Consider the following 20,427-nt stretch of genomic DNA (forward strand, 5'->3'; position numbering starts at 1 on the left):
CGGGGGGGTCCTCGCCTATGCCCCCCCGGGGGTTGGGGGGGGGGGGGACGCGGCTGCTGCCGGCCTGCGGGCGCGGGGGGGGGCCCGCGCCCGCGGGGTGGGCCCCCCGCCTCCGGTCAGCGGCCGAAGTAGGCGTCGAAGTTCTTGGAGAACTCCCGGCCGCCGAACTGGTCCCAGTTGACCGACCAGGTCATCAGCCCGGCCAGCTTCGGCTGGGCACCCGAACGCGGCACGTACGTCCCGCAGTTGGCCAGCTTGGTGAGGCAGTCCAGGGCCTTGTCCACCTCGGCCGGGGCGACGTAGCCGTTGCCCGCGTTGGTGGTGGCCGGCATGCCGATGGCGACCTTCGAGGCGGGCAGCGGCGGGAACACGTTGTTGGTGTTGCCCGCCACCGGGAAGCCGCTGAGCAGCAGGTCGGTCATCGCGACGTGGAAGTCGGCGCCGCCCATCGAGTGGTACTGGTTGTCCAGGCCCATGACGGAGCCGGAGTTGTAGTCCTGGACGTGCAGCAGGGTGAGGTCGTCGCGCAGCGCGTAGATCACCGGCAGGTACGCCCCGGCGCGCGGGTCCTGACCGCCCCAGGGGCCGGATCCGTAGTACTGGTAGCCGAGTTGGACGAAGAAGGTCTCCGGCGCCATGGTCAGCACGAAGCCCGGGCCGTACTTGGCCTTGAGGGTCTTGAGCGCCGAGATCAGGTTGACGACGACCGCGCTCTTCGGGTTCTTGAAGTCGGTGTCGCCGGTGTCGAGGGAGAGCGAGTGGCCCTCGAAGTCGATGTCCAGTCCGTCCAGGCCCCACCTGTCGATGATGGCCGAGACCGAGCTGACGAAGGTGTCCCGGGCGGCGGTGGTGGTCAGCTGGACCTGGCCGTTCTGGCCGCCGATCGAGATCAGCACCTTCTTGCCCTGGGCGCGCTTGGCGGCGATGGCGGCCTTGAAGTCGGCGTCGGACTCGACGGTCGGGCAGTCGGTGGCCGAGCAGCGGTTGAAGCGGATGTCGCCGGAGGTCGGGGAGGTGGGCTCGCCGAAGGAGAGGTCGATGATGTCCCAGGAGTTGGGGACGTCGGCCATCCGGGTGTAGCCCGCGCCGTTGGCGAAGCTGGCGTGCAGGTAGCCGACCAGGGTGTGGTTGCCGGCGGGGGTCCCGGTCGGGGTCCCGGTGGGCGTGCCCGTCGGGGTCCCGGTCGGCGTGGACGTGGGCGTGGGCGTCGGGGTCGGAGTCGGAGTGGGTGTCGGCGTCGGCGTCGGCGTCGGGCTGGGGGCGCCCGGGCCGTCCAGCGAGACGTCGTCCGCGTAGTAGGTGCCCTGTCCGTACCAGCCGTGGGTGTACACGGTGGCGGTGGTCTGGTTGGCACCGGTGGTGAAGCCGAGGCTGAGCTTCTGGTAGCCGCCGCCGGTGCCGGGCGTCCAGGTGCTGGGGCCGCCGCCGTCGACGCCCAGGTAGACGTAGGAGCCGTTGACCCAGGCACTGAGCGTGTACGTGGTGTTCGGTGCGACGGCGACGGTCTGGGCGCACTGGGCGGTGTCGCCCGCGGTGGCCGCGGCGGCGAGCGCGTGGCTGCCGCCGTGCACCGGGCTGGTGACGACGCTGCCGGAGTTGCCGGTGCAGCTCCAGGGGCCGAGCGAGCCGGATTCGAAGCCGCCGTTGACCAGGAACTCGCCGGCCGAGGCGGCGGGTGCCAGGCCGAGGGTGACGCCGACCAGGGTGGCCGCGGCGAGGGCGGAGGCGGTGCCGGCGGCGAGGCCGTTTCTCAGGGTTCTGCGCATGCGGGTGCTCCTGCGGTGGCACGGTCGTGGGGGACGTCCGAGGGCACGCCGGAGCACGCGCCAGTGGGGGGAACGGCCCGGCCTGGCACCCAAGTTGGACTAGACCACTGAAATGGATCCGGCAGTGCGCTGTCAATGGTCCAGACCGGTGCGGGAGGGTGGTCTCCGGTTGCCGCGGGTGACACCCCGTCGAAGGATGGAGGAGTGACCCCGCCCGGCTACCTCCGCCACCCCCACCTGCACGGCGGCCTGCTCACCTTCACCGCCGAGGACGACGTCTGGATCGCCCCGCTGGAGCCCGGGGCCGCCGCCACCGGCCGGGCCTGGCGGGTCGGCTGCGACCGCACCCGGGTCAGCCACCCCCGCTTCTCCCCCGACGGCACCACCCTCGCCTGGACCAGCTGGCTCGGCCTGACCCCCGAGGTGTGGACCGCCCCGGTCGAGGGCGGCGAGACCCGCCGGCTCAGCCACTGGGGCAGCCAGGACACCCGGGTGCGCGGCTGGCTGCCGGACGGCGAGGTGCTGGCCGTCACCTCCTTCCACGAGCCCTTCGGCCACTACACCTGGGCGCACGCCCTGCCGCCCGACGGCTCCCCCGGCCGCCGGATGCCCTGGGGCCCGGTCGGCGACGCCCAGCTCAGCCGGGACCGGACCGTCCTGCTCACCGGCGCCGCCCCGCACGAGCCCGCCGCCTGGAAGCGCTACCGCGGCGGCGCGACCGGCCGGCTCTGGGTGGACGGCGAGCCGATCCTCCCCGGGCACACCGGCCACCTCGCCTCCCCCATGCCGGTCGGCGACCGGATCGCCTTCCTCTCCGACCACGAGGGCATCGGCAACCTCTACTCCTGCCGCCCCGACGGCACCGACCTGCGCCGGCACTCCGACCACGCCTCCTACTACGCCCGCGAGGCCGCCACCGACGGCACCCGGATCGTCTACCAGCACGCCGGCGACCTCTGGCTGCTGGACGGCCTGGACGCCCCCGCCCCGCACCGGCTGCGGGTGCCGCTCGGCGGCGCCCGGGCCGGCCGCCGCCCGTACCAGGTCAGTGCGGCCTCCCAGGTCAAGGACCTCGCCTGCGACCGGACCGGCCGGGCCGGGGTGATCACCGTGCGCGGCAGCCAGTACTGGCTCACCCACAAGGACGGCCCGGCCCGGGCGCTCGCCGACACCCCCGGGGTGCGCACCCGGCTGCCGGTGGTGCTCGGGCACACCGGCGAGGCGGCCTGGATCACCGACGCCGAGGGCGCCGACGCGATCGAGGTGATGCCGCTGCCGGGCCACCAGGAGACGGCGTCGCACCAGGAGACGACGGCCCACCGCCACCGGGTGCTCGCCGCCGGCCGGCTCGGCCGGGTCCTGGAGCTCACCGCCGCCCCCGACGGCTCCCGGCTCGCCGCCACCACCTCGGACGGCCGGCTGCTGCTGGTCTCCGCCGAGGACGGCGCGGTGCGCGAACTGGCCGCCTCCGAGCACGGGCCGGTCACCGGCGCCCGGTTCTCCCCCGACTCGCACTGGGTCGCCTGGTCCCAGCCGGCCGCCGGGCGCTCGCTGCGCCGGATCCGGCTCACCCGCACCGACGCCCCCGCCCCGACCACCGACGTCACCGACGGCCGGTTCGAGGACGAGCAGCCGGTGTTCACCCGGGACGGCCGCTACCTGGCCTTCCTGTCCTGGCGCGGCTTCGACCCCGTCCACGACGTGCACACCGGCGACCTCTCCTTCCCGGTCGGCTGCCGCCCGTACCTCGTCCCGCTCGCCGCCGACACCCCCTCCCCGTTCGCCGCGCCCGCCGAGGAGGCCGCCCCGCGCGGGGACGGCGACGGCACCGTCCGGGTCGACCCGGCGGGCATCGGCGAGCGGCTGCTCCAGTTCCCGGTGATCGCCTCCAAGTACTCGGCCACCGACGCGGTGCGCGGTGGCCTGGTCTGGCTGCGCTGGCCGATCTCCGGCACCCTCGGGCAGACCTTCGCCAACCCCGACGACACCTCCGGCCGCCCCTCCCTGGAGCACTTCGACCTGGCCCGGGGCACCCGCAGCACCCTCGTCGACAAGCTGGACGGCTACGCCGTCTCCGGGGACGGCGGCTCGATCGCGGTCTACTCGGCCGGGACGCTGCGGGTGATCCCGGTCGCCGCCCCCTCCGCCGGGACCGCCGTCGACCTGCGCCGGATCACCCACACCGTGCACCCGGCCGCCGAGTGGCGCCAGGCGTACCACGAGGCGGCCCGGATCGTCCGGGACCAGTTCTGGGACGAGCGGATGTCCGGCCTGGACTGGCCCGCGCTGGTCGCCCAGTACGAACCGCTGCTGGACCGCGTCTGCTCACCCGACGACTTCGCCGACCTGCTGCGCGAACTCCTCGGCGAGCTCGGCACCTCGCACGCCTACGTCACCCCCTCCCGGCGCGCCGAGGGCCCCGGCCTCGCCCAGCAGCCGCTCGGCCTGCTCGGCGCCAACGCCCACCGCGCCCCCGACGGCCGCTGGCTGGTCGACCGGGTGCTGCCCGGCGAGTCCTCCGACCCGCGTGCCCGCGCCCCGCTGGCCGCCCAGGGCGTCCGGGACGGCGACGAACTGCTGGAGGTCGGCGGCCGCCCGGTGGACCCGGTGCGCGGCCCGCTGCCGCTGCTGGCCGGCACCGGCGGCACCACCGTCGAACTCGCCCTGCGCAGCGGCCCGGACGGCCCGGTGCGGCGGATCACCGTCACCCCGCTGACCGACGAACGGGCCGTCCGCTACCAGGACTGGGTGGCCAAACGCCGTTCCCTGGTACGGGAGTTCAGCGACGGCCGGTGCGGCTACCTGCACATCCCGGACCTCGGCGGCTCCGGCTGGGCGCAGTTCAACCGGGACCTGCGGCGCGAACTGGACAAGCCCGCGCTGGTCCTCGACGTACGCGGCAACGCCGGCGGCAACGTCTCCGAACTCGTCCTGGAGAAGCTCACCCGGCACGTCCTCGCCTGGGACTTCAGCCGCGACCGCCAGCCCGTCCGCTGGCCCCGGCACGCCCTGCGCGGCCCCCTGGTGGCACTCGCGGACGAGGCCACCAGCTCGGACGGGGACGTGATCATCGCGGCGATCAAGCTGCTCGGCCTCGGCCCGGTGATCGGCAACCGGACCTGGGGCGGAGTGGTCGGGATGACCGGGCGGCACACCCTGGGCGACGGCACCCAGATCTCGGTGCCGAAGAACGCCTCCTGGTTCAGCGGCGGGCTCGGCTGGTCGGTGGAGAACCGGGGCGTCGAGCCGGACGTGCACGTGCTGCGCACCCCGCGGGACTGGGCGCGGGGGCGCCACCCGGAGCTGGTCACCGCCGTCCAACTGGCCCTGGACCTGCTGGAGGACGCCCCGGCCGCGGCGCCCCCGCCGGAGTCCACGCCCCGGCCCGACCTGCGGCGCCCGCCGCTGCCGCCGCGGGAGCGCTGACGGCGGCGGGCCCGTCCGGGCTCAGTCCCAGGGGTCGCCCTCGGCCGTCATGTTCTCGGCGGCGCGCCGGTCGGCCTCCTCCTGGGCGGCCGTCCGCTCCTGCGTCTGCCTGCTCCGTTCGACCTCGTCGCTGTACGCGTCGGCGGCCTCGTCGTGGGCGAGCGCGGCGCGCTCGGCGGCCTCCGCGCCACCGGCCTCGTGGCCCCTGTGGAAGATCCTGTCGAGGATGCCCATGACTCCTCCTCCGAACGGATTACCGGGCTGTCCCCCACTCTCACACCGGGAGTCGGCGGTCGCACGTTGAGCCTTTGGTCCCGGCCCGACGCGCCCAAGGGCCGTAGCCGGGCGGCGCGGGACGGGCGGAGGGTGGCGGTGTGAGGAACTCGACCGAGGAACTGCACGACGGACCGCGCCGCCGGGTCGGCGCGCTGGCCGCGCTGGACGGACGGCTGCCCGGCCCCCACGACCTGCTGCTGATGCAGTGCCCGAGCTCGCTGCGCCCACTGGCCGGCGGCGAGCTGCCGGACTGGGCCCGGGCCGTACTGCGGGCGCACCCGTGGGTCACCGTCGGCCGGGCGCCCTCGCCGGCCGACGCCCCGGTGGACGTCCCGCGCCCGCGGCGCTGCACCCGGGGCCGGCAGGCCGCCCCCGAGCACTGGATCCCGGTCACCGTCCGCGGCCCGCGCCCCGGGCAGCGACTGGACGCCCTCGCGCCCTGGGCCGCGGTGGCCCGGACCCTGCGGCCCGAGCAGCTGGTCGGCCGGCGGGAACTGCTGGACCCCGGGCGGGTCACCGGTGTCCCGGCGCTGGCCCTGCTGCCGGAGGTCGGCCGGCTGGTCGCGGACCACCGGCTGGCCTGGGGCCCGATCGGCGCGGTCGGCTACGAGCTGGGCACCGGCGTCCCGGTGGCCGGACCGCTCAGCCCGCTGCGGCTGGTGCTGCGCACCCCGCACCCGGTCAGCCGACGGGACGCGCTGCAGCTGCGGCGGGCGCTGAGCAAGCTGCCGGTGCCGGTGCAGGCCGAGCTGGAGACCCGCTACGGCGCGGTGCACCTCGCCGAGTACGCGGCCGGGCCGCTCACCGTCACCCTGCTGACGCCGTCCGGGCCCCGGGAGGTCCACGATCCGTGGTTCCCCCGGGGCCCGTACGCGTGAACCGGGACGGTCCGACCGGGACGGTCAGCCGCTGACGCTGGGCGCGCCCGTCTCCAGGTGGCCGGTGAAGCGCTGCGACCAGCTGCTGTCGGCGTCCACCGTGACGGTGAAGTCGTACCAGCCGTTGTTGTAGGCGACCGCGTTGAAGAAGTCGCTGACGCTGCCGCCGGCCGGGACCCGGTACGTCCAGGGCCCGTCCGTGCGGTAGTTGGTGGAGGTGATGGTGAAGGTCATCGGGGCGGTGCCGGAGTTGGCCAGCTTGAAGTAGACGGCGAGCTTGCCGCTGCCCGGCTCGACCGCGTAGGAGGCGGTGACGGCCGCGTTCTTGCCCGCCTTGGTGGCGTCGCCCTTGAAGCGGCGCAGGAAGCGGTTGGGGCCGACCACGGTGAGGTCGTACGGGCCGCCGCCGAAGTTGGTGCCGCAGTTGAAGAAGTCGCTGGTGCTGGCGCCCGGGGCGACGGTGTACTGCCAGGGCCCGCCGCTGCGGTAGGCGTTGGCGTAGGCCGCGAAGTGCGCGGAGTTCACGGCCGCGGTGCCCGTGTTCGCCATCGCGATCCAGACCTTCATCACCCCGCCCGAGCCGAACTCCAGGTGGTCCAGGTTGGCGTTGGGCTGGTACGGCAGGGCGCGGGCCGGGCGGGTGCCGGGCTCCTGGGCGGGCAGCGCGTTGTCGGCGGGTGAGGGGTTGGGCAGCGGGCCGCAGGTGGCCAGGCCGATGGTCTGCGAGGTGTCGGGCAGTGCGGGCAGGCCGTACACCGGGTTGGCGAAGTCGAAGACCGAGGTGAGGTCGCCGCAGACCTGGCGGCGCCAGGCGCTGATGTTGGGGCTGGTGGCGGGCGTGCCGAGGGCGGCGGTCCACACCTCCAGGAAGCGCAGCACCGAGGTGTGGTCGAAGGTCTCGGAGTTGACCCAGCCGCCGCGGGTCCACGGGGAGACGGCGATCAGCGGGACGCGGAAGCCGAGGCCGATGTTGGTGGAGTTGTAGAACTCCCCCGCGGTGCCCGCGGGCGCGGCCGGCGGCGGGACGTGGTCGAAGAAGCCGTCGTTCTCGTCGTAGTTGATCAGCAGGACGGTGGAGTTGAACACGTTGGGGTCCGCGTTCAGGGAGTCCATGACCAGGTGGACGAAGTGCGCGCCGTCCTCGGGCGTGGCGTAGGGGTGCTCGGAGGACTGCTGGTCGGCGACGATCCAGGAGACCTGCGGCAGGGTGCCGTTCAGCACGTCGGAGCGGATCGCGGCGGCGATGTCGTCCGGGGTCCGGCCGGTGACCTTGGGCACCGAGCCCATGCCCTTGACGGCCAGCGGGCTGCCGGCCGCCGCGCCGGTGAACTGGCTGAAGTAGGCGAGGGCGTTGTCGCCGAAGTTGTCGGCGGCGTTCTGGTAGACCTTCCAGCTGACGCCGGCGGCCTCCAGCGCCTCGGCGTAGGTCTGCCAGCGCAGGTTGGACTCGGAGCCGCCGTCGTAGGCGGGGCCGCCGGCGGTGCCGGCCGGGTCGATCGTCCCGCTCCAGTGGTAGGTGCGGTTGGGGCCGGTCGCGCTCAGCACCGAGCAGTGGTAGGCGTCGCAGATGGTCCAGTTGTCGGCCAGCGCGTAGTGGAACGGGATGTCGCCGCGCTGGAGGTGGCCGAGGGTGCGGACGGTGCCCTTGGCGGACACCCAGGAGTCCATCTTGCCGCCGTTCCAGGCCTTGTGCTGGTCGGACCAGGCGTGCGAGAGGTCGCCGTTGCACTGCGCCTGGGTCTCCGGGGAGCCGCTCGCGCCGGAGGGGTTGAAGGCCCACGGGTACTGGCGGGCGAACAGCCCGTTCGGCTGGTTGAAGACGCTGTAGCCGCCGGAGATCTGGATGGCGGCCCGGTCGGCGAAGCCGCGGACGCCCTTGAGGGTGCCGAAGTAGTGGTCGAAGCTGCGGTTCTCCTGCATCAGGATCACCACGTGCTGCACGTCGGTGATGGTGCCGGTGGTGCTGAGCGTGGTGCTGGAGGCGGCCGCGGCGTCCTCGGCCCCGGCGCCGGCGCCGGCCACCGCGAGGCCTGCCGCGGCGGCGCCGGACAGCGTGACGAACTTTCTACGACTCAACTCGGCCATCAGTCCGGTCCGTCCCTTCACTGGCGATGTTGTGTACACAACTCGGGGGCCATCGATCGCGGAGCAGTCTCCACCGCCACCGGAGCGGGCCACCAGATGCGCGCAGCAGGTTTGTCGGACTGTTCGCCCGTGGGTCACCGAGCGACGCCGGGCTGAACGCCAGGCTGATCGGTCGAGGAGGTTCCAGGAGTGCCGAGGAGGGCGTTCCCGGAGCGCCGGGGAGGGCGCGGGCGGCTCAGCGGTCCTTCACCTCGATCCCCAGCGCCTGGGCGAACTGCGGCGCCAGCTCCAGCAGTTGGGGCGAGCTGATGACCGCCCCACGCAGCCCCTGGTGGCCGTCCACCAGTCCGAGCCGGGCGGCCCCGCGCAGGTCCACCTTGCTCAGCACGGCCCCGCGCAGCCGCACCTCCTCCAGCGTCGAGCCGGGGAAGGACACCCCGGTCAGCTTCGCCTCGCCGAAGTCCACGTCGCGCAGCAGGCAGTCCTCGAACACCACGTCCCGCAGCACGGCCGCACGCAGGTTGACCGCCTCCAGCTTGCAGCCGCGGAACACCACCCGGCGCAGCGCCGAGCCGTACCCGGCGATCCCGGCCAGCACGCCGCCGACGAAGGAGCTGTCCTGCCACTCGGTCTCGCTCAGGTCGCAGGCCACCCAGCGGCCGGCCTGCACCCAGACCTCGTTGAACCGGGCCTGGCGCAGCTTGACCCCGCTGAGCGCGACCCCGGTGAAGGCGCACTCCAGGAAGGCCGCCCCGGCACCCGACTCGTCGGTGCGCTGACCGCCGTCGAAGTGCGCGGTGTCGTACCGCTCGTCGCTGCGCAGCGGGCCGGTGTGCGGGCGCAGCAGCTCGGCGTACGGGAGGTCGGCGAGCTGATCGGGGACGGAACGGGGCATGGCGGGGGCGCCTCTCGGATCGCGGGCGAACGGGTCTCGCCCGCATGCTCGCACGCGGCACCGACAGTCCGGCCGCACCCGCCGCACCCGCCCGCGGCGACGCCCCGGCCCGGCCGCTGCGGACGCGGCCGGGCCGGGGCGCTCACGGGTACGGTCAGCCGCGGGCCCAGAGCGAGTTGACCCGGCTGCGCTCGGCGCTGTTCGGGTACGGGTTGGTGCAGGAGGTGCCGGGGCCGCCGCCCGACATCAGCTCGCTGCACGGGCCGGAGTAGTGGTCCGGCAGGCCGAGCACGTGCCCGGTCTCGTGCGCCGTCACCCGGACCGAGTTGTACTGCCGGTTCTGCTGGTAGTCGAGGAAGACGTAGCCGCGCCCGTGGCCGTCGGTGCTGGCGTAGGAGCCGCGGCTGTCGTTGCCCTCGTAGTAGGCGAAGTCGGCGTTGGAGCCGGCCTGCAGCCGGACGTTGCCGACCGAGCCGTTCCAGATCTGCGCGGCGTTGGCTATCTGGTTGCGGAAGGACGGCGCGGAGCTGGCGTCGTAGGTGACCACGACGGTGGCCAGGCCCGGGCTCGCGGCCTGCTTGGCCTTGGCGGAGGCCATCACGGCCTGGAAGAACGCCTGGTTGTCGGCCGCCTCCTGGGCCGAACCGGCGTACGTCGACGCGGTGTAGCCCTGGACGGCCGGGGCGGCCGGGGCGGCCGGGGCGGCGGCGGCCGCGGTGGTGGGCAGCACGGCGAGGCCCGCCGCGAGGGCGAGGCCGAGGGTCGCGGACAGCACGGATCGCTTCATGTGGGGGCTCCTGAAGGGGTCCTGGAAGTGGGGGGTTCCGGTCCCGGGTGCCGCAGCCGGGTTGGGGGCCGGCTCGGGGGGCACCTGGCGACCGGGTGTCCCCAGAGCTTCGGGCAGCCCGGCGGCCCGGCGGATGATGTCAACCACCGATAGCCCGGTCCAATACCCCCGGCCCCCGCCGGATTCGGGCCGTCTTTTCCTCGTCTTGACCTAGCCATGCCCCTGGCATTCCGTTCCGGGGGCGGCTAGGCTCCGAGGCGGGGAAGTACCCATGCGGCGGGCCGCCCGTTTCCGGCCGGGCGGGCCGCCGCACCCGATTCACCTGCCGGGCAGGTCAGTTGGCCGCCGCCACGCCGTTCGCCCAGAGCGAGTCGACCTGCGCGCTCTCGTTGGCGTCGGGGTGCGCGTTGGTGCAGGACGTACCGGGGCCGTGGCCCGACATCAGTTCGCTGCACGGACCGGAGTAGTCGTCGGGCAGGCCGAGCACGTGCCCCGTCTCGTGGGCGACGATCCGGAGCGAGTAGTACTGCTGGGCCTGCTGGTGGTCGATGAAGATGTAGCCGTGCCCGTGTCCGTCGGTGCTGGCGTACGAGCCGTTCGGGTCGTCGCCCTCGTTGTACGAGAAGTCGCCGGTGCCGCCGCTCGCCTCCTGGAGCTGGACGTTGTGCACCGAGCCGTTCCAGATCTGCGCGGCGTTGGCGATGTCGCCGGCGAAGGAGGGGGCGTTGGAGGCGTCGTAGGTGACGGTGACGGTGGTCAGGCCGGGGTCGGCGGCCCGCTTGGCCGCGACGGAGGCCATCACGGCCCGGAAGAACGCCTGGTTGTTCGCGGCCTCCTCGGCCGAACCGGCGTACCTCGACGTGGTGTGGCCGTGGACGGCCGGGGCGGCGGGCGCGGCGACGGCGGTGGCGGGCAGGACCAGGGCGCCGGCGAGGGCCAGGCCCAGGGTCGCGGACAGCACGGATCGCTTCATGTGGGGGCTCCGGATTCCGGGGCGCGCCGGCCCGCCGGGGCCGGTGGGGGCCGGCCGTACGGTGGCGGCGCGCGGTGGGGGCCGTCCCGGCCGGGGCCGGGGCGGTGCGGTGTCCCCGAGCTTCGACCCGTCCGGGCCCGTCGCGGATGATGTCAACCGGCGATAGTCCGGCCGCATACCGGTGCCGGGGGTGCCGGGATCCGCCGCGCGATCCGCTGTGCGGTCCGTCGTGCGGTCCGTCGCTGCGCACTTGATTCTCTGTCATGTCCTTGGCGATGCGGCTCGGTGACGTCTATGCTCCCGTCGTGGAGCTCGACGTGAGACACCTCCGGGTGCTGTGCGCGATCGCCGACACCGGCAGCCTCCGCAAGGCCGCGCTCCAACTCGGCATGACCCAGCCCTCCCTCACCACCCAGCTGCACCGCATCGAACGGGCCATCGGCGGAACCCTGTTCACCCGCGAGCAGACCGGCAGCCGGCCCACCGCGCTCGGCCACTCGGTGCTGTCCCGGGCCCGGCCGGTGATCAGCGAGATGGCCGCCCTGGTCGCCGCCGCCCGGCAGGAGGCCCGCGACACCGCGGGGCCCGGCCGGCAGCGCCGGCTGCGGATCGGCAGCGTCGGCAGCCGGGCCGTCGCCGCCTGGCTGCGCCGGGTGCACGAGCGGCTGCCGGACACCGACACCACCATCCACGTCGACATCTCCGCCAGCGCGCTGCTGCGGATGGTCGCCTCCGACCAGCTGGACGTGGCCTTCGTGTACGAGAGCGAGGGCTTCCCGCTGCGGGTCCCGCCGGACGCCGAGCACCGGGTGCTGATGGCCCGCGAGCCGCAGTTCGTCGCGCTCGCCGCCGGGCACCCGGCCGCCGCCCGGCCGGTGGTCCACCTCGCCGACCTCGCCGAGGACACCTGGATGGTCGACCCGACCGCCGACCACGAGTACGCCGCGATGCGCCGGGTGTTCAGCGAGGCCGGGCTCAACCCCCGGGTGGTGCAGGTGCGGGACAACGCCACCGCCGCCGAGCTGGTCGCCTCCGGCGAGGCCGTCCGCCCCTGCCAGCCGACCTCGCTGCCCGGGCCCGGCACGGTGGTCCGCCCGGTGCACGGGGACCCGCTGGCCGTCCGGCTGCTGTTCACCTGGCGCCCCCGGGTGCTCAGCCAGCCCGCCCTGGACGCGCTCTACGGTGAACTGCGCGCCGCCTACCTGGACCTGGCCAAGGTCAACCCGGCCTACCTGGACTGGCTGGCCCGGCACGAGCCCTTCCTGCTGGAACGGGTCTAGACCCGCGCCCGCCGGTTCTCCCGGTCCTCCCGGCCCTCCCGGCTGTGGACCAGCACCCCCACCGCGACCATCAGCGCGCACACCAGGCCCGCGGCCAGCACCCCGGAGCCGCCGAGCGCGGTGCAGGCCAGCACCAGCGCCGCCCCGAGCGGCGCGATCGACTGCGCGACCGGCCCGCGCTTGGTGTGCCGGGAGTGCAGGTACCAGACGGTCACCAGGTAGACCGCCGTCGGCACGGTGACCGTCGCGGTGGCGGCCGTCTCGGAGATCTCCGCCTTGTGCACGGCCGACTCCACCGCCACCTCCAGCCCGGTGCCGATCGCCGCCGCCGAGCCGAACACCAGGTAGTGCCCGTACCCCCAGGCGAAGGCCTGCCGGTTGGAGCGCAGGTGGTCGTGGACCGGCCGGGCGAAGTAGATCCACCAGGCCGCGAAGCAGATCAGCAGCCCGCCGACCGCCACCGGCACCAGCCGGCCCAGCCCCTCGTGCTCGTCCACCGCCGACTGCACCGCCACCGTCGCGGCGGCCACCGTCTCACCGAGCACGATCAGGGTGAACAGCCCGTACCGCTCGGCGATGTGGTGCGGGTGCCAGGAGGTCTGCGCCCGCAGCTCGGCGACCACCGGCACGGCGAGCTCGCACAGCACGCCGATCGGGATGACCACCGGCCGGGCGGCGTCCGGCAGCAGCAGCACCACCACCCAGCCGAGCTGGCACAGCGTGATCCCCGCCGCGTAGCGCAGCGCGACCCGGCGGGCCTCACCCTGTTCGCCGGACGCCGCGCGCAGCCACTGGGTGACCATCGCCAGGCGCATCACCACGTAGCCGGTGATCCCCAGTGTCAGGTCCTGGGTCTCGAACATCCTCGGCACCCCGGCGGCCAGGATCAGCACCCCGGCGATCTGCACCAGGGTGGTGACCCGGTACGGCACGTCGTCGCAGTCGTACGCGGAGGCGAACCAGGTGAAGTTCATCCAGGCCCACCAGATGGCGAAGAAGACCATCGTGTAGCCGCGCAGGCCCTCGCCGTAGTGCCCGGCGGCCAGGGAGTGGGCGAGTTCCCGACCGGCCTGGCCGACCGCGACCACGAAGCAGAGGTCGAAGAAGAGTTCCAGCGGGGTGGCGACCCGGTGCGGCTCGGCGCGGTCGCGCGGGACCATCCGGCGCACCGGGGGCGGGTCGACGTGCTGCGCTCGGGGTGCCTCGGCGGCGTGGTCACTGGCCATCGGTGCTGCTCCGGGGGTCGGGGCGGGGCGGGGGCGGCCCGGCTGGGCCCGCCGTCCCGCGCATCCTGGCAGTGGCCGGGGTCCGACGCACGCACCGGCGCGGGCGCGTGCGCCGGTGCGGCAACTCCGTTCGAACCCGGGCACGATGCCCGTGTATGCCCCTTTTCTCCTTGCCGTCAGCGAGAGTTGACGCCCCGGTGCGCGAAGTGGGTGACAGCGCGGCGGGTTTCCGGGCGCGCCCCGCGCGCTGCGCCGCGACCGGCCCGGCGGCCCCGCTAGATTCGTCCCCGGTTGGAAGCGAGCACGGGCCCCTCGCGGGGCCCCACGACACGGGCGGCCTGCGGGCAACGCGGAAGGTCAAGGCCGGTGGCAGGACAGCGGGGGCGGCGTAGCCGGCCCACCCGTGTCCGCACCACCGGCCTCGTGATCACCGCGCTGCTCGCCAGCGCCTGCCGTGCGGTCGCCGTCGCCACCGCGACGGCCCGGGTCACTTCTCCCAGCCGACCTTGGTGTAGTCCTCCTGGGCGAGGCCGAAGGCCCCGTAGTTGGCGAGCCCCTTGCGGGTCGCCACCACGGCGGGCCGCTGGTAGAGCTCGACGGTGTGGCCGAGCTCCCAGATCTTCGCGTCAGCCTGGTTGTAGAGCTTCGCGGCCTCCGCCGGGTCGACCGTCCCGGCCGCCTTCTTCAACAGGTCGTCGATCTCCTGGCTGCCCAGACGGGACGGGTTCTGGAAGGAGTTGTCGCCCACCGGCAGGCGGAAGTTGGCCAGGCTCTTGGAGTTCGGGAAGGAGTCGGTGTTGCGCCAGCTCGCGAGGTCGAACTTGCCCGGGGTCACGTACTTGGAGAAGAAGTCGTTGGCGGCCACCTTGTCCAGGTCGACCTTGACCCCGGCCGCCTGCCACATCGCCGCCGCCGCGGTGGCGAGGTCGAGCTGCGCCTGCACGGTGCCGTCGCTGAGCACCCAGTGCAGTTCCAGCGGCTTGCCGTCCTTGGTGCGCGGCTGACCGCTGCCGGCCTCCTTCCAGCCCGCGTCGTCCAGCTCCTTCTTGGCGGCGGCCAGGTCGAACCTGGCCCATTCGCCGGAGTTGTCCTGGTACCCGACCTGGTTGGGCATGATGATGTGGTTGCCGAGCGGCTTGAACTCGACCGGCACCCCGTTGTTGGCGATCTTGATCAGCGCCGAGCGGTCGAGCGCCTTGCCGAGCGCCTGGCGGACCTTCTGGTCCGCCAGCGCGCCGTTGCCGCCGAAGGAGATGTGCACCTCGTCCCACGGGCTGGCGGCCCGGATCACGGAGTCCTTGGCGTTCTTGAGCTGTCCGTACGCGGCGGCGGTGCTGGCCGCGGCGAGGTCGATCTCGTTGTTCAGGTAGGCCTGGATGCTCGCCGACTTGTCCATCACCCGGAAGGTGATCCGGTCCAGCTTGGGCCTGGTCCCCCACCAGGCCGGGTCCGGGACGAGGGTGAGGGTCTGCGCGGTCTTGTCGGCCGTCCCGATCTTGAACGCGCCCGCGGTGATCGGGATCTTCTCCACCCAGGCCTTGTTGAAGTCGTCCGGGGTCGAGATCGCCGCCGCCGGGATGAGCGGGCGGAACAGGCCCTGCCAGTCCGCGTACGGCTGGGCGAAGGTCACCTTCACCTCGGTCGGATCGGCGCCCTGCTCGACCGCGGAGATGAGCTCGTAGCCGGACGGGTCGGCGATGTTGTACGCCGGGTCCTTGCCGTTGCTGGTCTGCCAGTCCGCCTTGAAGTCCAGGTAGCTGAGCGGTTTGCCGTCCGACCACTTGGCCTTGGGGTTCAGCTTGTAGGTGACCACCTGCGGCGAGGTCGAGGTGACCTTGGCGTCCACCAGGTAGTTCGCGTTCGGCTGGAAGGTGCCGGAGGCGTCGGTGCTGAACAGCGTCGGCTCCACGGCACGAATCAGGCTCACCGTGTCGGTGTACGAACCGCCGTCCACCTGGAGCGGGTTCCACTGGGCGATCCACTGGTCCAGCTGGAACCGCACCTCGCCGCCGTCCTTGATCTGGTCCAGCGGCTTGGCGTTGATGTCCTGGGAGTCCTGTCTCGGCGGCGCGCTCTTCGCCACGTCCGCGCCCGAACCGCCCCCGCCCGAGGTGCACGCGGTGGCCGCCAGCACGACGGCGACGGCGAGGGCGGTCGCCCGGCCGAGGCGACGGGCGGTGCTGGAAGCGTCCATGAGGGTCCCCCTGGGATCGGTGGCAGGCGTCGGGCGGGCGTCACGGGTCGGGTTCGTCCGGTTCGTGACACGAGTTGGGGCGTACGAGGCATGACCGGGCTTGAGCGTGGGCACTCAATCCGGCACCGAGCCAGAGGAACGTAACAGCGGATCAGATCCGCCACCAGGGGGAGGAGCGGACGCCTGATCAAAAAGTCACACAGGGACATCCCGCCGCAACATCGCAGCCGCACCCCGGTGCCAGACTGCGACCTGCGCGTTCCCCAACTCCCCCACTCCCCCTGCCACCTGACGCCCTGACCGGGCTCCGACCGAAGGCCACCCCCGATGCCCACCAGACGCGTCGCCCCCGCCCCCGCCCCGGGCCGCCGCTGATGCTCCGCTACCTGTCGAAACGGCTGAGCTACTACGCGGCGCTGCTGCTCGCCGCCGTGTTCCTGGCCTACGCGATATCCGCCGGCGCCCTGCAACCGCGCACCTACTTCGACGCCAAGGTGCCGCGCCCGGCCGCCGAATCGGTCGAACGCCAGCTCACCGCGCTCAACCTGAACGACCACACCCCGGTCGTCGAACGCTTCGGCCACTGGGCCGGCGGCCTGCTCCACGGCGACCTCGGCCGGACCATCCACGACACCCCGGTCAACGACGACTTCGGCCGCCGGGTCTGGGTCTCGCTGCGCCTGCTGCTGATCGGCAGCCTGCTCGGCACCGTCCTCGGCGTCGCCGCCGGGGCCTGGAGCGCCGTGCGCCAGTACCGGATCTCCGACCGGGTGCTCACCGTGCTGTCCTTCGTCCTGCTCTCCACCCCGGTCTTCCTGGTCGCCCTCCTGCTCAAGAACGGCGCGATCGCCGCCAAGGACGCGGCCGGCCACGACGTCGTCCCGTTCACCGGCTACGAGACCCCCGGACTGGCCGGCGGCCTCGGCACCCACCTCGCCGACTGGGCCCTGCACCTGCTGCTGCCCACCGTCTCGCTCGCCCTCGGCGGCCTCGCCACCTACAGCCGCTACCAGCGCGGCACCATGCTCGACGTGCTCGGCTCCGACTACCTGCGCACCGCCGAGGCCAAGGGCCTCACCCGGCGCCGGGCCCTGCTCAAGCACGGACTGCGCACCGCCGTGATCCCCATGTCGACGATGTTCGCCTACAGCTTCCTGGGCATCTTCACCGGCGCGATCTTCACCGAGACCATCTTCGGCTGGCACGGCATGGGCGAATGGCTGATCCAGTCGATCAACGAACAGGACGTCAACTCCGTGGTGGCGATCAACCTGTTCACCGCCGTCGTCGTGCTCGCCTCCGGCTTCCTCGCCGACACCCTGCACGCCGCCCTCGACCCGCGCGTGCGGTCCTGACCGGAGGAAGCCGAGATGACCGTCGCCGCCACCGCCGACACCCCGACCCCCGACCCCGCGCACGGGACCGCCGACGCCTCCGCCCCCGTCGGCACTCCCCGGGCCGGCGGACGGGGCCGGCTCGTCCTGGCCCGCCTGCTCGCCGCCCGCGGCGCCGTGGCCGGGGCCGTGCTGATCCTGCTGCTGTTCGTCCTCGCCTTCGGCGGGCCGTACCTGACGCCCTGGGACTACGCCGCCCCCGACTTCACCGCCCTGCACCAACCCCCCTCCGGCGCCCACTGGTTCGGCACCAACGGGGTCGGCCAGGACGTGTTCGCCCAGACCGTCCGCGGACTGCAGAAGTCACTGATCATCGGCCTGCTGGTGGCGCTCTTCTCCACCGCGCTGGCCTCCCTGGTCGGCGCCTGCGCCGGCTACTTCGGCGGCTGGACCGACCGGGCGCTGATGTTCCTGGTCGACCTCATGCTGGTCTTCCCCAGCTTCCTGATCATCACCGTGGTCTCGCCCCGGCTGCGCAGCAGCGGCTGGATCGCCTTCGTGCTGCTGCTCGCCCTGTTCAACTGGATGATCACCGCCCGGGTGGTCCGCTCGATGACCGTCTCCCTGCGCGAGCGCGAATTCGTCCGCGCCGCACGGTTCATGGGCGTCCGGCCGCTGCGGATCATCACCCGGCACATCCTGCCGAACGTCGCCTCCTTCCTCATCGTCGACGCCACCATCGCGGTCGGCGGCGCGGTGATGAGCGAGACCGCCCTCTCCTACTTCGGCTTCGGCGTCCGGCCGCCGGACGTCTCGCTCGGCACCCTGCTCGCCGCCGGAACCGGCGAGGCCCCGGTGTTCCCCTGGATGTTCTACTTCGCGGCCGGACTGCTGGTGCTGTTCGTGCTCGCCGTCAACCTGGTCGGGGACGGGCTCCGCGACGCCCTCGACCCCACCGCCGGGGGCGCGCCGCGCCGTACCCGCCGCCTTCGGAGGAAGCAGAAGTGAGCACCGCGGAAGCAGAAGTGACCACCGCCGTCGAGACCCCGCTGCTCGCCGTCCGGGACCTGCGGGTGGACTTCGCCGGCCCGCACGGACCGGTGCCCGCCGTACGCGGGGTGGACCTCACCCTGCGCCGCGGCGAGACCCTCGGCATCGTCGGCGAGTCCGGCTCCGGGAAGTCCGTCACCGCGCTGTCCGTGCTCGGGCTGCTGCCGGGCACCGCCCGGATCGCGGGCTCGGTGCGGCTGGACGGCCGGGAACTGGTCGGCCTGCCCGGCAGGGAACTCGCCGCGATCCGCGGCCGCCGGGTCGCCATGGTGTTCCAGGACCCGCTGTCCGCCTTCACCCCGGTCTACCGGATCGGCGACCAGATCGCCGAGGCCGTCCGGATCCACCAGCCGGTCGACCGGGCCACCGCCCGCCGCCGGGCCGCCGAACTCCTCGACCTGGTCGGCATCCCGGCGCCCGACCGGGCCCTGGACAGCTTCCCCCACGAGTTCTCCGGCGGCATGCGCCAGCGCGCCATGATCGCCATGGCCATCGCCAACCAGCCCGACATCCTGCTCGCCGACGAGCCCACCACCGCGTTGGACGTCACCATCCAGGCCCAGGTGCTCGACGTGCTGCGCACCGCCCGGCAGGAGACCGGCGCGGCGCTCGTCCTGGTCAGCCACGACCTCGGGGTGATCGCCGGGGCGGCCGACCGGGTCGCCGTGATGTACGCGGGCCGGGTGGTCGAGACCGCCGGGGTGGACGAGCTGTTCGCGGCGCCGCGCCACCCGTACACCCTCGGACTGATCGGCGCGCTGCCCCGGCTGGACGGGCGCGGCGGCCCGCTGGTGCCGATCCCCGGCGCCCCGGCGCCGATGGCCGAACTGCCGCCCGGCTGCCCGTTCGCCGCGCGCTGCCCGCTCGCGGAGGAGCGCTGCTCGACGGCCGAGCCCGAGCTGGTGGGCACCGAGGCCGGACCGGCGGGCCCGGACGGCCACCTGGCCGCGTGCGTGCGGTCGGCGGAGCTGGCCGAGCGGCGGCCCGCGCCGAGCGAGGTGTACCCCGTGCCGGACCTGCCCCCGGGGCCCGCCGCCGGGGACCGCTCGGCCCGGCCGCAGGTGCTCTCGGTGACCGGGCTGGGCAAGACCTTCCCGCTGCTCAAGGGCACGGTGTTCAAGCGGAGGGTCGGCGAGGTCTACGCGGTGGACGGCGTCGACCTGGACCTGCGCCAGGGCGAGACCCTCGGCCTGGTCGGGGAGTCCGGCTCGGGCAAGTCCACCACGCTGTTCGAGCTGCTGAGCCTGGGCGCCCCGGAGACCGGCCGGATCGAGCTGCTCGGCCACGACACCGCCCGGCTCACCCGGGCCGAGACCCAGCGGCTCCGCTCCGAACTGCAGATCGTCTTCCAGGACCCGATGGCCAGCCTCGACCCCCGGATGCCGGTCGGCGACATCGTCGCCGAGCCGCTGCGCGCCCAGCACGCCCCGCGCGAGGAGACCGCCCGCCGGGTGCCCGAGCTGCTCCGCCGGGTCGGGCTCGACCCGGACCACGCGGTCCGCTACCCGCACCAGTTCTCCGGCGGGCAGCGCCAGCGGATCTCCATCGCCCGGGCCCTCGCCGTCCGGCCCAAACTGCTGGTGCTGGACGAACCGGTCTCCGCCCTGGACGTCTCGATCCAGGCCGGGGTGCTCAACCTGCTCCAGTCGCTCAAGGCCGAACTCGGGCTGTCCTACCTGTTCGTCTCGCACGACCTCTCGGTGATCCGGCACCTCGCCGACCGGGTCAGCGTGATGTACCTCGGCCGGACGGTCGAGCAGGGCCCGGTCACCAGCGTGTTCGAACGGCCGCGCCACCCGTACACCCGGTCGCTGCTCTCCGCCGTACCGCTGCCCGACCCCGCCGCCGAACGGGCCCGCGACCGCATCCTGCTGGCCGGCGACCCGCCCTCCCCCACCGAGCGCCGCACCGGCTGCCCGTTCCGCACCCGCTGCCCGCTCTACGCCGGGCTCGCGGACGCCACGGCCCGGGCGCGCTGCGAGCAGGAGCGGCCGGGCCTCGACGGCGACCGGGCGGGGGCCGGAGCGGGAGCCGGGGCGGAGGGCGACCACCGGGCCGCCTGTCACCACCCGGGGTGACGACGGAACCCTCACCTCCGGTGACCGGCCGAATACGATTCGGCAGAACGGGTTGCCGACGTGTACTGTCTTCCACGTCAGCAAGCGCCGCTAGCTCAGTTGGTTAGAGCAGCTGACTCTTAATCAGCGGGTCCGGGGTTCGAGTCCCTGGCGGCGCACAGACAGCCGGAAGGCCCCTT

At 73.7% G+C, this 20,427-nt stretch carries 14 protein-coding genes and 1 tRNA gene; 7 read left to right on the plus strand and 8 right to left on the minus strand.

The features are described from left to right. Nucleotides 1-116: 116 nt before the first annotated feature. Nucleotides 117-1,766: a chitinase gene (locus ACFXOZ_RS37635; protein ID WP_380529787.1), complete on the minus strand. Its 1,650-nt coding sequence runs from the start codon at nt 1,764-1,766 to the stop codon at nt 117-119. A 204-nt stretch (nt 1,767-1,970) separates the two neighbouring features. Here ACFXOZ_RS37635 and ACFXOZ_RS37640 point away from each other — a divergent pair, with 204 nt between their 5' ends. Beyond that, a complete protein-coding gene (locus ACFXOZ_RS37640) occupies nt 1,971-5,192 on the plus strand; it encodes a S41 family peptidase (RefSeq protein WP_380594450.1) in 3,222 nt (1,073 codons plus the stop codon). A gap of 21 nt (nt 5,193-5,213) precedes the next feature. Here the strand turns inward: ACFXOZ_RS37640 and ACFXOZ_RS37645 are convergent, their stop codons facing one another. After that, entirely contained in the window at nt 5,214-5,426 is a 213-nt protein-coding gene (locus ACFXOZ_RS37645; protein WP_375883320.1) for a hypothetical protein, read from the minus strand. Between the two features lie 140 nt (nt 5,427-5,566). Here ACFXOZ_RS37645 and ACFXOZ_RS37650 point away from each other — a divergent pair, with 140 nt between their 5' ends. After that, a complete protein-coding gene (locus tag ACFXOZ_RS37650) occupies nt 5,567-6,346 on the plus strand; it encodes a phosphoribosyl-dephospho-CoA transferase MdcG domain-containing protein (RefSeq protein ID WP_380594452.1) in 780 nt (259 codons plus the stop codon). A 24-nt stretch (nt 6,347-6,370) separates the two neighbouring features. Here ACFXOZ_RS37650 and ACFXOZ_RS37655 read toward each other — a convergent pair whose 3' ends face one another. From ACFXOZ_RS37655 to snpA (ACFXOZ_RS37670), 4 genes are all read right to left on the minus strand, one after another. Beyond that, a complete protein-coding gene (locus ACFXOZ_RS37655; protein WP_380594454.1) occupies nt 6,371-8,431 on the minus strand; it encodes a phosphocholine-specific phospholipase C in 2,061 nt (686 codons plus the stop codon). A gap of 235 nt (nt 8,432-8,666) precedes the next feature. After that, complete coding sequence (locus tag ACFXOZ_RS37660) at nt 8,667-9,326, minus strand: pentapeptide repeat-containing protein (protein ID WP_380594456.1); 660 nt, start codon at nt 9,324-9,326, stop codon at nt 8,667-8,669. A gap of 154 nt (nt 9,327-9,480) precedes the next feature. Further along, nucleotides 9,481-10,113 (minus strand): snapalysin, encoded by a 633-nt coding sequence (gene snpA, locus ACFXOZ_RS37665; protein ID WP_380594458.1) that lies wholly within the window; start codon nt 10,111-10,113, stop codon nt 9,481-9,483. A gap of 334 nt (nt 10,114-10,447) precedes the next feature. Further along, nucleotides 10,448-11,086 carry a snapalysin gene (gene snpA / locus ACFXOZ_RS37670; RefSeq protein WP_380529794.1) on the minus strand — a complete coding sequence of 213 codons (639 nt, stop codon included), beginning with the start codon at nt 11,084-11,086 and terminating at the stop codon, nt 10,448-10,450. A gap of 275 nt (nt 11,087-11,361) precedes the next feature. On the opposite strand from snpA (ACFXOZ_RS37670), the gene ACFXOZ_RS37675 reads away from it, so the two are divergent. Beyond that, complete coding sequence (locus ACFXOZ_RS37675) at nt 11,362-12,366, plus strand: LysR family transcriptional regulator (RefSeq protein ID WP_380594464.1); 1,005 nt, start codon at nt 11,362-11,364, stop codon at nt 12,364-12,366. Here the strand turns inward: ACFXOZ_RS37675 and ACFXOZ_RS37680 are convergent. Both ACFXOZ_RS37680 and ACFXOZ_RS37685 read right to left on the minus strand, forming a co-directional pair. Further along, nucleotides 12,363-13,592 carry a low temperature requirement protein A gene (locus tag ACFXOZ_RS37680; RefSeq protein ID WP_380594460.1) on the minus strand — a complete coding sequence of 410 codons (1,230 nt, stop codon included), beginning with the start codon at nt 13,590-13,592 and terminating at the stop codon, nt 12,363-12,365. The genes ACFXOZ_RS37675 and ACFXOZ_RS37680 overlap by 4 nt on opposite strands. Nucleotides 13,593-14,079: 487 nt before the next feature. Continuing rightward, entirely contained in the window at nt 14,080-15,786 is a 1,707-nt protein-coding gene (locus tag ACFXOZ_RS37685; protein WP_380529797.1) for an ABC transporter family substrate-binding protein, read from the minus strand. A gap of 374 nt (nt 15,787-16,160) precedes the next feature. Between ACFXOZ_RS37685 and ACFXOZ_RS37690 the strand changes: the two genes are divergently transcribed. The 4 genes from ACFXOZ_RS37690 (at nt 16,161) to ACFXOZ_RS37705 (ending at nt 20,406) form a co-directional block, all read left to right on the plus strand. Next, entirely contained in the window at nt 16,161-17,141 is a 981-nt protein-coding gene (locus ACFXOZ_RS37690) for an ABC transporter permease (protein WP_375883303.1), read from the plus strand. A gap of 15 nt (nt 17,142-17,156) precedes the next feature. Then, nucleotides 17,157-18,128 (plus strand): ABC transporter permease, encoded by a 972-nt coding sequence (locus ACFXOZ_RS37695; RefSeq protein WP_380529800.1) that lies wholly within the window; start codon nt 17,157-17,159, stop codon nt 18,126-18,128. Beyond that, nucleotides 18,125-20,248 (plus strand): dipeptide ABC transporter ATP-binding protein, encoded by a 2,124-nt coding sequence (locus tag ACFXOZ_RS37700; RefSeq protein ID WP_380594462.1) that lies wholly within the window; start codon nt 18,125-18,127, stop codon nt 20,246-20,248. The genes ACFXOZ_RS37695 and ACFXOZ_RS37700 overlap by 4 nt, the downstream gene beginning before the upstream one ends. 84 nt (nt 20,249-20,332) lie before the next feature. Beyond that, nucleotides 20,333-20,406: transfer RNA gene (locus ACFXOZ_RS37705), tRNA-Lys, on the plus strand. The last annotated feature ends 21 nt before the right edge of the window (nt 20,407-20,427 follow it).

Source organism: Kitasatospora sp. NPDC059160 (assembly GCF_042755465.1).
Lineage (GTDB): Bacteria > Actinomycetota > Actinomycetes > Streptomycetales > Streptomycetaceae > Kitasatospora.

What these genes read in the sequence shown, in the direction of transcription:
- ACFXOZ_RS37680 (WP_380594460.1), bottom strand. Translation starts at nt 13,592, where the DNA reads ATGGCCAGTGACCACGCCGCCGAGGCACCCCGAGCGCAGCACGTCGAC.
- ACFXOZ_RS37695 (WP_380529800.1), top strand. Translation starts at nt 17,157, where the DNA reads ATGACCGTCGCCGCCACCGCCGACACCCCGACCCCCGACCCCGCGCAC.
- ACFXOZ_RS37645 (WP_375883320.1), bottom strand. Translation starts at nt 5,426, where the DNA reads ATGGGCATCCTCGACAGGATCTTCCACAGGGGCCACGAGGCCGGTGGC.
- ACFXOZ_RS37690 (WP_375883303.1), top strand. Translation starts at nt 16,161, where the DNA reads ATGCTCCGCTACCTGTCGAAACGGCTGAGCTACTACGCGGCGCTGCTG.
- ACFXOZ_RS37685 (WP_380529797.1), bottom strand. Translation starts at nt 15,786, where the DNA reads ATGGACGCTTCCAGCACCGCCCGTCGCCTCGGCCGGGCGACCGCCCTC.
- ACFXOZ_RS37655 (WP_380594454.1), bottom strand. Translation starts at nt 8,431, where the DNA reads ATGGCCGAGTTGAGTCGTAGAAAGTTCGTCACGCTGTCCGGCGCCGCC.
- snpA (WP_380594458.1), bottom strand. Translation starts at nt 10,113, where the DNA reads ATGAAGCGATCCGTGCTGTCCGCGACCCTCGGCCTCGCCCTCGCGGCG.
- ACFXOZ_RS37660 (WP_380594456.1), bottom strand. Translation starts at nt 9,326, where the DNA reads ATGCCCCGTTCCGTCCCCGATCAGCTCGCCGACCTCCCGTACGCCGAG.
- ACFXOZ_RS37635 (WP_380529787.1), bottom strand. Translation starts at nt 1,766, where the DNA reads ATGCGCAGAACCCTGAGAAACGGCCTCGCCGCCGGCACCGCCTCCGCC.
- ACFXOZ_RS37675 (WP_380594464.1), top strand. Translation starts at nt 11,362, where the DNA reads ATGCGGCTCGGTGACGTCTATGCTCCCGTCGTGGAGCTCGACGTGAGA.
- snpA (WP_380529794.1), bottom strand. Translation starts at nt 11,086, where the DNA reads ATGAAGCGATCCGTGCTGTCCGCGACCCTGGGCCTGGCCCTCGCCGGC.